The organism is Gynurincola endophyticus, from assembly GCF_003991195.1.
Classification (GTDB): Bacteria; Bacteroidota; Bacteroidia; order Chitinophagales; family Chitinophagaceae; genus Gynurincola; species Gynurincola endophyticus.
In genome coordinates this window covers 107687-122048 of record NZ_RCWL01000009.1, presented here as the reverse complement: position 1 = coordinate 122048, position 14362 = coordinate 107687, and the positions used below count along the sequence as shown (strand labels likewise).

Genomic DNA, 14362 nt, shown 5'->3' with positions numbered 1-14362 from the left:
AAATTATACATTCCAATTCATCATCTTTACAAAAAAAATGAAACTGTTAACAAAAAAACAGCTATTAACTGCTCTCCTTCTTAGTTTTATAACAAGCGTTGGATTTGCTCAGCATATATTACCTGCTGCTAATGTTGAGGCGATTTTGTATACCGGAAATACTGAAAATCAACCTTTAGTTGTAGGCTTAGGTGGTTCGGAAGGTGGAAATGCATGGGCTGGAGATCACTGGAAAAAAGTAAGAGACGGTTTTTTAGAGCGAGGTTATGCGTTTTTAGCTATCGGATATTTTGGGTGTAAAGAAACACCTGAACTCCTGGATAAAATTGCTATCGAGGATGTCTACAGAGCCGTCGGAATAGCTAAAAAATATGAAAAAATAGACAGTAGCAAAATTATTATTATAGGAGGCTCCCGAGGGGCCGATCTGGCTTTATTGATAGGAAGTTATTATAAAGATATTTCTGCGGTTATAGGAATGTCTGCCAGCCATGCCGTCTTTCCTGGTCATACACAAGAATTTAATACTTCCTGCTGGACTTTCGGTGGAGAAGAATTACCTTTTATTCCTGTAAATGAAGAAGCTATTCCCTTTTTAATGAACAGAGATTTGCGTGGCGCTTTTGAGGCAATGCTGAAAGATACCCTCGCTGAACAAAAAGCAATTATAAAAATAGAAAAGATAAACGGTTCTATTCTTTTACTTTCAGCTATTGAAGATGAAATTATTCCAGCCGTAACAATGGGTGAAAAAATGATACTTCGTTTAAAGAATAATCATTTTAAACACCTGTATAAGCATATCATTTACAAAGGTAATCATGCAGAACCTACTAAACATTTTGATATAATATTTGATTTTCTTGAATCTATCCGTTAAAGTTTCAGAATTATGTCAGCATTTTATTTGTCACATATTTCTAACTTTGACTAGAAATACATCAATTGCCATTGAGCTTATGCAAGAAAAAATCTCCTACAAACTTTTATTAAAACAACATTGTGAACAAATCATTCTTGAACGGATTGCAGTAACACAACGCGCGATGAATGATGCGCAGGCTGCTGCCAATGAAGAGAGTAAAAGCTCGGTCGGAGATAAGTACGAAACCGCTCGCGCGATGAGCCAACTCGAAAAAGATATGCATGCCCGCCAGCTGGCCGCACATCAACAAGACTTACAGGCTATACGCGCCATCAATGTTCAAACCATTTATTTCTTGCCAGTGGCTGGTGCATTCGTGAAAGCAAGCACAGTCAGTTTTTTCATCGGGGCCGGACTTGGAAAACAAACAGTCAATGAAGAAGATATTATTTTTCTATCACCGGTTTCTCCACTTGCAAAACAACTGATGCAGAAAAAGACGGGAGATGAATTTGAGTTTAAAGGAAAGAATAATATTCTGGAAATATACTAACTCAAAGAGGCTATCTCATTTTTTTGAGACAGCCTCTTTTTATAAGAACTTAAAGATATTATTTTAAAGGGTTATTGTACACGAATACCACCACGCTGATGGAAAATCAGTTGGTCAGGTTGAGGTCTGACAGCTGAAATAGCAGATACAGTTCTGCCTTTTGGAGCTACCGCCATTACATATTTCCACCAGATGTCAGCACCTTTCTTCAGTTCGGCTACATCATAATAACGACTTTCACCTTTCAATTGATTGGTTCCGGTATACTTTGCACCTAATGAATAAGGATCATAGATATCAATCCATAGCTTGCCGTCTACTTCTTTGTAACCTCTCCCTAAAATAAAATGCCCCCAATCAGCCGCATTTGTTCGGTAAAACTTATTAACTCTTTTAGCTGAATCAGGTTCGGCCGCTACGTAATACATATCAAGACAAAAGATAACCGCATATCCATTATCCATAATTGCCTTTATTCTTTTCGCATAGCCTTCATCAGAAAGTGTATCAGGCATTCCAAAATAACCGGTACTGATATTATATGAATTCAGGTAGTTGGCAATATTATTAGTATACCACCATCCGCCTTCAGGCAGAATAGCCTCACGTGCGTCTAATGGTGTTAATGAAAAAGCAGGATCACTCCATTTAATGGCCATGGTAGCTACAGTAGGACCGCAATTGATAAACTGATACGCACCGGTACCACCCTGATCGAAGTAAAAATTAGAAGAGGCAGGAAGGCTGGTGGCACTTGTAAGCCATTTTCCCAATCCATAATTCTCCAATGCAGAAGTGTGTTCTATTTTCCAGGTTGTAGATTGTGTTCCATCAGGTGATTTAACCTCTATTTCTACCTGTTTGCTTAAGTCAAGTGTACTGGTTCCGCTGATCAGTGCTTCATTCTTGAAAAAAACCTGACCTGATGCTGATAAATCAAAGTTTACCTTAAGTGCTGACCAGTCTTCAAGGTTTCCGAGCTTTACGCTGACTGTTTTTGCATTACGGTTAATAACGGTTGCCTGCGTTTCTGATTCAATAGAGAAATTCACAAAAGCGGGTAACTCAGAAAGTGAAGGGTCTATTACATCGTCTTTTTTACAACCGGTTAATACCAATGTAAAAAATGTAACAGTAAACAACAAAATTCGAGGCACAGAATAGTTTTTAATCAACATAGGTAGAGTGTGTTTTTAGAAAACCTGCATCAGATTGATTGTTATCAAATAAAAACATTGACATATATCAACACTATAGACTTGTTCTCATAAATTTTAAAATCAAATAAGCTATAACGTGTTGATTAAAAAAATATTATACAGAAGTTTTGCACGGAAAATACACAGCTTTAAATAAAATCTAATCTTCTTCCAGAATTTCTGCCACTCTTCCGATTTGCCCATCAGTTAACCTGACCTTAATACCACGGCTATGGTAAGCTGCGGAAGTAAGAATAGTTCTCACAATACCTTCGGTAAGATCTCCGGAGCGTTGATCTTTCTTTAAAATAATATTTACCAACATTCCGGGTTTGATATTCGCTCTGTAATTCGGATCACTCATATTCTTTGAATTTATATATCAAAGGTAAGCAAAACTAATCAGCCTCAATGTTTCATCCGTCTTCTCCTGAGGTACAGGAACAAATGTTTTAAATCAAAATAGAGGCATATGATAAAACGTAAAACTGTAACTTAGTGTATACAATAACAATATCTGCATATGAGACGAACCTATTTATACGCTTTACTTTTTAGTGTAATCTCCATTTATTCGGCACAAGCGCAAGAAAAACAGGTCTTATTAGAAAATGTAAGAATACTGGATCATAAAACGCAGTCGCTTACTGCCGCCTGTAATGTACTGATAACCGGTAATGTAATTCAAAAAATCAGTACCTCAACCATTACTTTAAACAATAAAGAAGTCATAAGAATCAATGGGGGAGGCAAAACCTTAATGCCCGGCTTAATCGACGTTCATGTACATATGGTATTCGGATCGCTTACAATGGCTCAGATGATGACCAGTGATCTGACTGAAGAATTTCTGTTTAAAAGTATCGGACAATCTGCTCACAATATGCTCATGCGCGGTTTTACCAGTGTTCGTGATGTTGGCGGACCAATATTTCCGTTAAAAGCAGCAGTGGATGCAGGAAAAATTACCGGACCAAGAATCTGGCCTTCGGGTGCTACCGTTAGTCAGACTGCCGGTCATGGCGACTTCAGAACACCTAATGAAAAATCACGCCGCTTCTTTGGCGAGGCATCACGTGCCGAGAAATACGGCGCTACTTTCATTGCAGACGGACGTGACGAAGTATTAACAGCAGTAAGAGAAAATCTGCGTTTTGGCGCAAGCCAGATCAAACTCATGGCAGGAGGTGGAACATCTTCAGCTTATGACCCGGTAGACGTAACACAATATACATTAGATGAAATGAAAGCTGCGGTGGAAGCTGCAGAAGACTGGGGAACCTATGTAACTGTACACGCATACACACCCAGGGCCATCAGAAGAGCTATAGAAGCGGGAGTAAAATGTATTGAGCACGGTCAACTACTCGACGAAGAAACCCTCCAACTGATCGCAGAAAAAGATATCTGGCTAAGTCTTCAAAATCTGGTAGAAAGTACACCAGATATGGACCCACTACGGGTTGAAAAACGTAAACCGGTTATTGAAGGACAGGAAAAAGTATGGCCGCTGGCAAAGAAACACAAAGTAAAACTTGCCTGGGGTACAGATTTCCTTTTTGAACCGGAGCTTAATGAAAAGCAAAACGAATTCATTCTGCGTTTACAAAAATGGTTCACTAATGCCGAAATCATAAAGATGATTACCCACGATAATGCTGCACTATTACAACTTTCAGGATTAAGAAGTCCTTACCAGGGCAAACTCGGTGTAGTAGAAGAGGGGGCATTAGCAGATCTGTTATTAGTGGATGGTAATCCTTTAAAAGATTTAAAACTACTGGCAGATCCCACCAAAAATTTTGTAGTAATTATGAAAGATGGTAAGATTTATAAAAATACGTTGAAAAAATAAACATATAAGTAGTACTAACATAAGTTTATAATAAAAAGCTTCACATTTTTGTGAGGCTTTTTATTTGCAGCGTATTTATTGATAGAATTATTTTAACGGTTAATTTTTTACTTAATTTCAACTGCTGATAGCAGGTGCTTTTTTTATGTAAGTATTGTCTTTTACCTGACTTAAAATGAAATCTGCCATATCAGCACGTGAAGTTGTAAAACCAATAATACCTTGTCCTAAATATCCTGATTTCACATGACTGCTTTTAGGTTTGTTTGTCAAACCTGCAACTCTTACTAAAATCCAGTCTAAATCCGACATCCTTACAATTTCGGCTATTTTACGAAGTTCAGAAACAGCATTGCGGTATTGTGAATTAAATAAGCCCAAAAACTTCAACGCTATTCTCGTAACAGTAAGTAACCGGTTAAATTTTTTGTCAGGTAAATCATTCTTATCTTTTGCATTCGTAGTTGAGACGACTATAAGTCTTTTAACATTAAATTTTTTCATAGCCTGAATAATAAGTTTTGTTCCTTCGCTTACACAACCAACTGTTTCTATAACAGCATCACTTTCTTTTACAGCTTCTTCAATTGCGGCACGGTCAAGCATGGTTCCTTTTTTTAGAATTAAATCAGGGTGTTGGATGCTCATTTTAGAAGGTGTTCGGGCATAACCTATTACTTTAAATCCTTCGTCAAGGGCCTGTTGTATCAGTAAATGTTGCATACGTCCTGTGGCTCCAAAAATTGTAATTATCATATAATTGTATTATGTTGTATGCAAAGCTCTGAATTATTTAGTGTAATTTTGTAATGGGTTACCTTTTGGTAACTAATTAACAAAAGGTAACTATATTGATTATGAAGGTTAAACCACGAAAAAACGTATCGCCGGATCAATGCAATGAAGCAATGCTGGCATTAAGAGACAGTATTGAAATCTGGGGAGGAAAATGGAAGTTGATGATTTTACTTTACCTGACTATAAGAGTCAATGAAAAAAACTACTTTATGGAAATGGTAAGAGGAATCTCCGGTATTTCTGGTAAAATGTTGTCTAAAGAATTAAAAGATCTCGAAATGAATAAACTGGTAAGAAGAATAGTTCACGACACGAAACCTGTTACAGTGGAATATACTATTACAGCGTATGGGAAGTCATTTATTCCGGTGGCAGAGCAACTATTACAATGGGGATTGGCGCACCGCAAAACAATTAAGGCAAAACTTCGTTCCAAGGTTTAGATTAAATATTCCTTTCCAAATTTTCCATTCCCAGATACCAACATTCTACATCCTAACAATCTGAACAAAGCAATATAATAACCTTATTAATCGCAGCACCTCCCACATAGCTGATGGAATAAAATCACCAATAACTCCGACGTGTCAACAAGAATATTAAAAAACACAATATCATCCTGACACAAGGCTGTCATACACCTACTTTAAGTTTGCATCAATGAATGATTTAACACATGAAAAGCAGGATCTCTATTCACTGGTTAAACTTCGGGCTACTGGTTTTGGAAGAACAGTGAAGTTTTTGGATGAGAGTTCTTTCAATGAACCGGTTTTAATACGGATAGTCAATCTCCGGTAGATTCACTACCATTGCAGCATATCCTAAACAGTACAACTAAAACCTATTCTTTTTCATCATTGAAATGTCTAAAAAGGAAACAGCAACATATTATCCGAAGAGCCGGTCACACTGGCGAAAGTGGTTAGAAAAAAATCATCAGTTAAAAGAAGCTGTCTGGCTGGTTTATTACAGATCATCCACAAAAATCCCCTCCATTACCTGGAGTGAAGCAGTGGATGAAGCACTTTGTTTTGGGTGGATAGACAGTACTAAAAAAACTGTTGACGAGAAAAGCTATATACAATATTTCAGCAAAAGAAAACCCAATAGTACCTGGTCAAAAGTGAACAAAACAAAAATAGAAAAGCTCATTGAAAACAACCTGATGACAAAAGCGGGTTTTGAAAGCATAGAAACCGCTAAACAAAATGGTACCTGGTTCTTAATGGACGATATTGAAGAATTGATTATACCGGAAGATTTAAATTCGGTATTGAATAAAAGTAAAAAAGCAGTTATTTTTTTTGAGAGTCAGTCAAAATCAATAAAAAAGATATTGCTGCATTGGGTGGTAACTGCTAAAAGACCTGAAACAAGAAAAAAGCGAATTGATGAAATAGCCCGATTGGCTGCAAAAGGAATGAGACCGAAGCAGTTTGGGTAAAAGGAGAAAGAAATATTATGTTTATTTTTCGCTGAAAAAATGCATAGGTAACCTATGAAGCTTAAAATTTCAATAACATCCGGCCTATAACCGAAACAGAAAACAACGAATAATAATTTTAAATATGAGAATTTTTGTACCATTAATGGCCATGATTTGTTTTTTAGCCTGTAATAATTTTGAAAAAGAGCAAACCGTGTATCCTGTAAACGAAACATTGCCAACATCTCTGCGCTGGAATTGGGCCGATTCCCTTGATGCAATAGTTGTGGCCCCTGAAAGCCACAATATTGTTTATGAAGACAGTACTGTAAGAATTCTAAAAGTTATTTGTCTGCCCGGAGTCGAAGAACCCATACATACTCATAAATATAAAAGTGTAATGTGGTTTACACAAAGTGCCCACTTTATCTATTACAATTATATACTTGACTCCAACAATCAACTGGTTAAAAATGACAGTACTGAAATCAAAGGATTTCCGGCAGAAATATTAGATAAAGGACAGATGGTTGAGCCCGAACATCCACATTCAATTAAAAATATTGGTGTAGATACATTCTTGGCTTACCGGACAGAATATAAGGTAGAGTTAAAATAAATATAAGCATCGTTATTCTAAAATATATCCAAAGCACTGACCTGATAATGTAAATCGTTATAAAGTAAAATATTCATATGAAACGCTCTTCACAAGCAGAAAATATCCTGGCTCAAATCAATACCGAAACTAAGTTGGGAGACCTGCGAAAGATTGCGGGTGAAATTAAAAAGAACCATGAACTGGCTTTGGAGCTTTGGTCAACGGAACAGTTTTTACCGCGCCAACTGGCAATTTTGATAATGGATAAAAAACAATTGTCGCAAAAAGTCATTGACAATTTTGATACCGACATTCAAAAACATCATGAAGATGAAAAACTTCAACTCATTGATTGGTTAATGGCAAACCAATTATCCAAAGACAAAAACACAATTGCATTAATCGAAACCTGGGAAAACAGCCAATCTTCACTACAAAGGAGAACTTATTGGTATTATCAGGCCCGGTTGCGCTGGGTCGGACAAACACCACCGCCCAACACAGAAGTATTACTTTCTAAAATTGAAACACAAATAGAAAAAGAAGTGCCGGAAGTACAATGGGCAATGAATTTTACTGCCGCTCAAATAGGTATTTTTGAAGAAAAATATCGAGCGAGATGTATTGCACTGGGGGAACGTACAGGGTTGTACAAAGATGAAATAGTTGCTAAAAACTGTACCCCTAACTATTTACCACAATTTATAGCGATACAGGTAGGTAAACAGAAAAAGTAAACTAACTGTAAAATAAAAGACCCCAGCAAATACTGAGGTCTTTGTGAACCCGTTGGTACAAAACTCGAACTTTTTATTGACTGATTTGAAGCTAACAATAGACATTATGGCGGATTAAGTATATGATAATCAATATATTAAATTATAACATCCCGGTTTGCAGGGCATAATCTAAAAGCTCCTTGCACTTCTGAATAGGGAATCCATAAATAATTTTGGTTCCAGTGTGTACTGCGCAGGCCAGCGCAACAATCCTACATTCGCTGTCCAAAATTGGTGCGCCACTGCACCCCTCATAGTCCTGACTATCGGAAATTATCTGTGGAGCCAGGAACATATAAAATTCTCCTTTAATACGATAAAACTGTAAGCTATGCTTCAAGGTCGGGGTCATTGTCAATTGCTTCCCATTATAACTCGGTCTGACCTTTCCGTAAAAGCCATATCGTTCTTCCTTCGTTGGTATGACAGCATCCTCCATAAACAAAGGTAATTTCGGGGAAGCTTCCACCTTGAAAGCTTTAAAATCTATTTCAGGCTGTAACAGTTCTACGTCATGTTTAATTTCGGCAAAAGCAATGTCTAACCGTTTGCCCTTTTGCAATACTGATTCAAAATCCTCCAATGACATATCTTCAGTAACCTTTATCTGGTCAAAGTAGCAAATACCTCCAATGGGCTGTATAATAGGCCCCCGCTCGTCAAAGGGTTGATTTGTTTCCAAAAAGGTGGTATATCCTTCCGCATCTGTAACATGGGAAACCGAAACAAAAAATCTCCGATCCTGGTAAATAATCACACAGCAAGAGCCAAAGCCTTCAGGTTTGGGGTGGTCTGCCTTTGCCAAAAAAACCTGAATGGATGATCTCACCATTAATTCTGCGTCTGTCATTGAGTTATATTTTACGGGGCATTGGGTAATCTGATGGGATGCTCAGTAATTCCGGAACAAGTTGATCAATTACTAAATCAGTCGGAAACTGTGCAAAGGGGTTGTGACGAAAGGCATGACCTACAGTTGTCCCCAGGTTCGCAGTATTGGCGTTGGTTATATACACTCCAGATACCCTTGTAAACTTTGGGTTGCTTTTTGAGCCAAAAAAACCATTTCCTGAAAGTTCTAACCTTTCATCACGGTTAGCTGGATTATCGCTCCATGAAACCACCAATGAGCCGTATAGTGCCTCCTGCACTTCAATAATATCAAGAGAAACACTCTGTTTATTCAGGCAAATGATATAGGGTGCATTGAACGTTCCGTAGCGGGTAGCTTTTGATTCCAGAGCTGTAATAATATTGTCACTATCATTTCCAATTTGGGTTACCGTAGGATGAGTACCTATGGAACGGGAATTGGTTCCCCTATGCAATGGTGACTTCGGCAAAAGCTGCAATTGTATTTTTACCTTATCATCATCGTATGTAATTTTAGGCAGTCCCTGAAATCCTCTTTGAGTTAAAAGATCAGTGTACATATCAGGATCATGAGATGAAATGACTTCGTTAAAGTATCGAGTGATCATTTTCCCACTTGGCTGACTGTTATCTTTGAAAATTATTTCATCCAATTTTAGCAGGAAATTAGATGCGTCAATTTTATCTAAGGAATCGAGAAGTGTATTCTTTCTTCGCTCCAGTGACTGCTCATCCTGAGATAGCATTGTCATGTGTTTAACTTCGATGTAAAGAAGCTTACCATCTTTTGTTGCCAAATAATCCGGACGTTTTGATGTGCCGGGTATTTCAGGATGTATAGTTAATGAAAATCCGAGTTTCGTGAATAAGGTATAAATATATAACTCATAGAAAGCAGCATTAAATGAAGCTTTAAATCGGGACTTTATATCTTGTTTCTCATCGTCGGGATATTGAGCAAACCACTTTTCCAGTAATTGCCTTACTACATCTACATCCTCCCTGGAGCTGTCATTATAATACTGGTATATATCCGTATTATATTTAGCAGGGCCTTCCAATGTTCTCTCCTTAACTTCAAAAAGTAACAATTCGCTCATCAAATATTCTTTACAGGTTTTGCAATAGTTTATTTTAATAATTGATTGCCCATTACATGTAGAAACTATATTTCAACTGCATTGAATCCGAAGGCTGCAAATACTTCAGTATTTCTCCTACATTTCTTGCGCACTCTATAGTAATAGGATACTTTCTGTCAAATTGGGTATTGTTCCAATTCATTTTTGTTAGAGCAATAATTTCATCACATATCAGATTGGGTGATTCATCATAATAAGCTAACTTAATCTCAACAGGGCTTGGAATGTATTTGCCCGGATAAGTTTCATAATATGGAACGGAACCTCTTGTGTATAATACATGATGCTTTTCCGTAAGACTGAATTGAGTGCCCCTCATGGGAGGATAATTGCCCTGCCTGTATAAACGTATATCAGAGTGTTGAATAGAAACCAAATCAATCTGGTTTATATGTAGTTGCCTGGCAGCTTGCGTAAATCCATAAACCTCATCTTCGCTAAAACTGGATGTTTTATGAAGTACTAAACGCTTGGGAAATATTTTTACCGCGTCATAATATTCCTTCAAAGAGAGCGTCAGCAAGTTGAATGCTTGCTCTTCGGTCAGTCGTGGAACTCTATCATTCTTTTTTAATGTAATTTCTTCTCCACGAAGAATCACGCCTTTCCCCAATTCATTAAATATCTGGGCTATACTTGTTTGAGTAGTAGATCTGTCTCTGCTTTTAAAAAAACTAATTCCCGCATAGCAAGTAGTTTCCGCAACATCTTTTCGGATTAAGGCCCAGGGAGTTCCCGAAGCTTTGTAATACAATGCTGTAAAAAAGTTCCAGGCAATTGTCGCCTCATCCTGCATATCCGCAGTAGGCTTAGCAATCCTATCCCTTACTATCTGAATAGGTATATTATATTGCATTGCCTTAGCCTTTAAATATCTTCTGAAATTCTGCTCTTTTTCTGAAACTTCCTCTGCATCAAGATCTGTTTCTTCAGCACTCTTTTCTTTTTCATCCTCTTCATCCTCTGTTGCTTCTGTTTCTTTTTCCTGAATATAAGTAATGAAGTTTTCACTAAGCGCACAGAGAATAACATCAGGTTTTTTATTCTTGGAAAGAAATTTTATTTCAGTTAAATAAAGCTCAGCTATGTCATTGATACGTTCTTCAAGATTATCTTTCTTCTTAATGATAGCGTCAAATTCTGAATTGTTTATTTTCCTTATGTACGTGTCATCATAGACAATATCACTTTGAAATCCAACATCCTTGTTGAATCCACAGAAGTTCAGAAATAGATTTGGATGCGGATTTTTACTTTGTTTCCCATCAATATGCTTTTTACACGTTTCAATCCAGCCTAAAATCTTATCTACACTTTCACCCTTGCCTATAATACCAATGGTAATCCTTTCTGGTCTTACCTGGTTTATATCAAATGGGCTATAATTATAGATGCCATATTTGGGACAAATGTGTTGTTCGTGACCAAACTGCAAAGAGGGTTCTTCTATATATCTAACTTTCATAAAATTAAAACAAAGTATTGTCTACTAATTCAGTATCCGCTTTAATGTCAATATCAATATCTGTGGCCTTTTTGTCCGTTAACTTTACCGGCTTCCACGCTTTTTCTTCTAACTTAGGGGTTATGCTTAGTTCTTCTGCTGCATGTATTTCCAGGTAAGGATATGCAGGGGTAAACAGATCTTTGTAGGAAAAGAAGTAACTGAAAAATCTGAAATAGTTGTACACCGACCCATTAGATTCCAGCCTTTTAATTCCTGCCATATATGCTGGCTCAAATCGGCTTTGGTGATAGCCTCCTGGATTTGTGAAACTCCATGTTGGGTTTAACACCAAATACCAGGACTTATCTATGTTGATAAAAGAAGATTTAAAGGCAAGGCTTCTAAAGCAAACTATATGGCCTTCCTTCTTATTGTGCATTTCAAAAATTACAGTCTTAGTTGCCTCTTTCTTCCCTTTCCATTTTATGCGTTTTTGATTGGGAACAATCTGGCTGTTTGCGAATCTGAAAAGTTCCCTTTGACCAAACCATTCAATTTCCTTTAATTTGCATAATTCAATTAAAGTATTGCGCAGCAGGTGCTTAAAAACTCTCAAACGATTTTCATCGCCCTCGTAAAACTCTCCGCATTCAAGCCTTGTAATTGTTCCGATGTCTACAATCTTTCTAAAAGGCTCTTTATTATCATCAAGATTTCTAAAAGTATAAATGTACTTTTCATGCAATACCCATTCTCCGGATCTTATATTAATAGCTCTTAATGCCTTCTTTACAAGATTGCCAGGTTTGAGTTTTTTTACTGGTTTTTTATTGATGGATACCAAATATGCATTAAGATTATCAACTACTGATTTTTCATCAATATTCAGTTCTGCCTGATAAAGATGTTGAGGAAAAGAGATTTCTAATAAATTAGGACAAATCCCCTCACTTTCCGTGTTAAGAAATCCATTAACATAGGATTTCTCTCTCATCTGAATTTGAAAATCGGAGAACTCATGTCCGTAGATTTTCGCAATAGCTTCTATCTTCGGAGTGGAACTTAAAGCGGAAATCTTCTGAAGAATATCATCTTTGTCAATTACATTATCTGTGGCAGAGAAAACAAAATCCGCGGGTATAAACGGCTTTAGCTTCTCCTCATTGTACTTGTCTTTTTTATGAGTAATGATATAGATGTAAAGCACATCGAACGCCTCATTTAGCTTATGCTCCTTAAACTTCTCTAAGGTAGATTTTATCTTCTCCAGATCACTCGTTGCAGTTACCTGAAAGGCTACCCTATTAGCGAAATCAGCAAGGTCAACTGCCGGATAATTTTTTTTCTGAGAACTATTCAAATTTTCTAACCGAATACCAAATACTTCATTTAACACAGGGATTAAAAAGCTCTCAGCATGTATATTTATATCATACAAGCTTGAAGCATTAAACCCTTCCACCTCTAACACGAATCTCGCCGCATACGTGTTTATTTTATTTATGTACCCAATCCGATTCATACGCTTATTTTAATTTACATCCACAGTAAATGGCTTTTAGGTTTATTGTTACACCTCAAATTTCTTTTTTAAGTTTCTTCAAACTTATAGTTAATGCCTCCTGAGTATAGTCTTCATTTTTGATTAGGTCATTCACTTTTGCCGATAACCACAAAACAAGCAACTCCTTTTCTTCAGCTCCTATTATCTCTGCTATGCGTATCACCTGTTCTTTTTTAATAGACCGTTCTCCACGCTCTACCTTACTCAATAAAGCGGTATCAATATCCAGTTCAGCCGCTACTTGCCTTAATAACAGCCCTTTCTTTTCTCTCAATTCACGAATGGTTGCTCCAAATTCTTTCACTTTACATTTTTTGACTTGACAGATTATGACAAATATACTGAATATATGCTAAATTAATTAGTTGATATAAAGCCGTATATAATGTAGATTTGAAACAGACAGAAACTAAATTCTGTAATTAATATGCTATCACCAGATCAACAGGATTTTTATAACAGGTGGCTGGAGAAGGCCGATAATATAGTGGATGGGGATGTTGCCAGCCTTATTGACAAATATGTAACGTTGTTTATCAACTACAATTTTCTGTACAATATCGTACCGCTTAAAAAAGCACAGGAAACCGGTAACGCAAGGGAGCAAGTTGGTGATAGAGCGGGAGCTACTACGTTTACAATTAATTTTGTTGGAGCTGGTGCCATTGCCCAGTATTTGACGCAACAGGGACTTGACGATCAAATTCAGGCATTATATCAGGCAATGCCCCTTTTTAATATTGACCTGAACAGAGGAACGCCACAGCCTAACCGCGACCGACAACTTATTAATGGATTACAATCAGCAGATCCTGCCAGAAAGATCCTTGCGCTAATGAAAACACTCTATTCAATACGGTGCAATATCGTTCATGGAGAGAAAGGACTGCATCAATACCAGGAAATGCTCTTACTGCCCGCAATCCAATTATTGAGAGCGGTGGTTGTGTTTGTACATGCCAGGGTGAATACATAATCCTCGTCAGGATGTCACCTCGTTAATTACTGCTTCTTCAGGCGTTAGTCCCAATTCATCAGCATATAAATAAGAAACTCCATCACTCATTTCAACGGATACCCGCAATTGAGGTGTGTCTGTATGGATTTCTTTTAAGATGCAAGGAATCGCTTTGTGACTGCCAAAAGACACAAAATAGTTCCCTCCAATTTCGAGTTTTGGGGCTGTGCGTAGCTTGTAATGAATTGGCTTGACCGATTTGTCAACTTTCACTGAACCTGATTGCTTCATAGTACGTA

17 protein-coding genes are annotated in these 14362 nt (G+C 37.2%); 8 read left to right on the top strand and 9 right to left on the bottom strand.

Features of this window, described 5'->3' with window-relative positions:
* Positions 1-37 precede the first annotated feature (37 nt).
* Both D9O48_RS15745 and D9O48_RS15740 read left to right on the top strand, forming a co-directional pair.
* Complete coding sequence (locus D9O48_RS15745) at positions 38-880, top strand: acyl-CoA thioester hydrolase/BAAT C-terminal domain-containing protein (RefSeq protein WP_126973941.1); 843 nt, start codon at positions 38-40, stop codon at positions 878-880.
* A gap of 79 nt (positions 881-959) precedes the next feature.
* A complete protein-coding gene (locus D9O48_RS15740; protein WP_126973940.1) occupies positions 960-1418 on the top strand; it encodes a GreA/GreB family elongation factor in 459 nt (152 codons plus the stop codon).
* A gap of 71 nt (positions 1419-1489) precedes the next feature.
* Here D9O48_RS15740 and D9O48_RS15735 read toward each other — a convergent pair whose 3' ends face one another.
* Together D9O48_RS15735 and D9O48_RS15730 are read right to left on the bottom strand one after the other, a co-directional pair.
* Complete coding sequence (locus D9O48_RS15735; RefSeq protein ID WP_126973939.1) at positions 1490-2575, bottom strand: hypothetical protein; 1086 nt, start codon at positions 2573-2575, stop codon at positions 1490-1492.
* Between the two features lie 202 nt (positions 2576-2777).
* Complete coding sequence (locus D9O48_RS15730) at positions 2778-2981, bottom strand: YwbE family protein (RefSeq protein WP_126973938.1); 204 nt, start codon at positions 2979-2981, stop codon at positions 2778-2780.
* A gap of 159 nt (positions 2982-3140) precedes the next feature.
* Between D9O48_RS15730 and D9O48_RS15725 the strand changes: the two genes are divergently transcribed.
* Positions 3141-4472 (top strand): metal-dependent hydrolase family protein, encoded by a 1332-nt coding sequence (locus D9O48_RS15725; protein WP_126973937.1) that lies wholly within the window; start codon positions 3141-3143, stop codon positions 4470-4472.
* Between the two features lie 117 nt (positions 4473-4589).
* On the opposite strand, the gene D9O48_RS15720 is transcribed toward D9O48_RS15725, so the two are convergent.
* Entirely contained in the window at positions 4590-5228 is a 639-nt protein-coding gene (locus D9O48_RS15720; RefSeq protein WP_126973936.1) for an NAD(P)-dependent oxidoreductase, read from the bottom strand.
* Between the two features lie 101 nt (positions 5229-5329).
* On the opposite strand from D9O48_RS15720, the gene D9O48_RS15715 reads away from it, so the two are divergent.
* From D9O48_RS15715 to D9O48_RS15700, 4 genes are all read left to right on the top strand, one after another.
* Positions 5330-5713 (top strand): winged helix-turn-helix transcriptional regulator, encoded by a 384-nt coding sequence (locus tag D9O48_RS15715; RefSeq protein WP_126973935.1) that lies wholly within the window; start codon positions 5330-5332, stop codon positions 5711-5713.
* Positions 5714-6135: 422 nt separating this feature from the next.
* The gene (locus tag D9O48_RS15710) at positions 6136-6717 is read left to right on the top strand and encodes a YdeI/OmpD-associated family protein (RefSeq protein ID WP_126973934.1); all 582 of its coding nucleotides are present in this window, start codon (positions 6136-6138) and stop codon (positions 6715-6717) included.
* Positions 6718-6841: 124 nt separating this feature from the next.
* On the top strand, positions 6842-7318 hold the full coding sequence (locus D9O48_RS15705; protein ID WP_126973933.1) for a hypothetical protein: 477 nt from the start codon (positions 6842-6844) through the stop codon (positions 7316-7318).
* 77 nt (positions 7319-7395) lie between these two features.
* Positions 7396-8037, top strand: a complete 642-nt coding sequence (locus D9O48_RS15700) for a DNA alkylation repair protein (protein ID WP_126973932.1) — start codon at positions 7396-7398, stop codon at positions 8035-8037.
* A gap of 142 nt (positions 8038-8179) precedes the next feature.
* Here the strand turns inward: D9O48_RS15700 and D9O48_RS15695 are convergent, their stop codons facing one another.
* Genes D9O48_RS15695 through D9O48_RS15675 form a run of 5 tightly spaced genes read right to left on the bottom strand, consistent with a single transcriptional unit; the run spans position 8180 to position 13409 of the window.
* Positions 8180-8929, bottom strand: a complete 750-nt coding sequence (locus D9O48_RS15695; protein WP_126973931.1) for a hypothetical protein — start codon at positions 8927-8929, stop codon at positions 8180-8182.
* 4 nt (positions 8930-8933) lie between these two features.
* On the bottom strand, positions 8934-10052 hold the full coding sequence (locus tag D9O48_RS15690; protein WP_126973930.1) for a hypothetical protein: 1119 nt from the start codon (positions 10050-10052) through the stop codon (positions 8934-8936).
* 52 nt (positions 10053-10104) lie between these two features.
* Complete coding sequence (locus D9O48_RS15685; protein ID WP_126973929.1) at positions 10105-11559, bottom strand: argonaute/piwi family protein; 1455 nt, start codon at positions 11557-11559, stop codon at positions 10105-10107.
* 4 nt (positions 11560-11563) lie between these two features.
* On the bottom strand, positions 11564-13063 hold the full coding sequence (locus D9O48_RS15680) for an SMEK domain-containing protein (protein ID WP_126973928.1): 1500 nt from the start codon (positions 13061-13063) through the stop codon (positions 11564-11566).
* A 55-nt stretch (positions 13064-13118) separates the two neighbouring features.
* Entirely contained in the window at positions 13119-13409 is a 291-nt protein-coding gene (locus D9O48_RS15675; RefSeq protein ID WP_126973927.1) for a helix-turn-helix domain-containing protein, read from the bottom strand.
* A gap of 123 nt (positions 13410-13532) precedes the next feature.
* Here D9O48_RS15675 and D9O48_RS15670 point away from each other — a divergent pair, with 123 nt between their 5' ends.
* Complete coding sequence (locus D9O48_RS15670; RefSeq protein ID WP_126973926.1) at positions 13533-14081, top strand: hypothetical protein; 549 nt, start codon at positions 13533-13535, stop codon at positions 14079-14081.
* 6 nt (positions 14082-14087) lie between these two features.
* On the opposite strand, the gene D9O48_RS15665 is transcribed toward D9O48_RS15670, so the two are convergent.
* Positions 14088-14354: a hypothetical protein gene (locus tag D9O48_RS15665; RefSeq protein ID WP_126973925.1), complete on the bottom strand. Its 267-nt coding sequence runs from the start codon at positions 14352-14354 to the stop codon at positions 14088-14090.
* Positions 14355-14362: the final 8 nt, after the last annotated feature.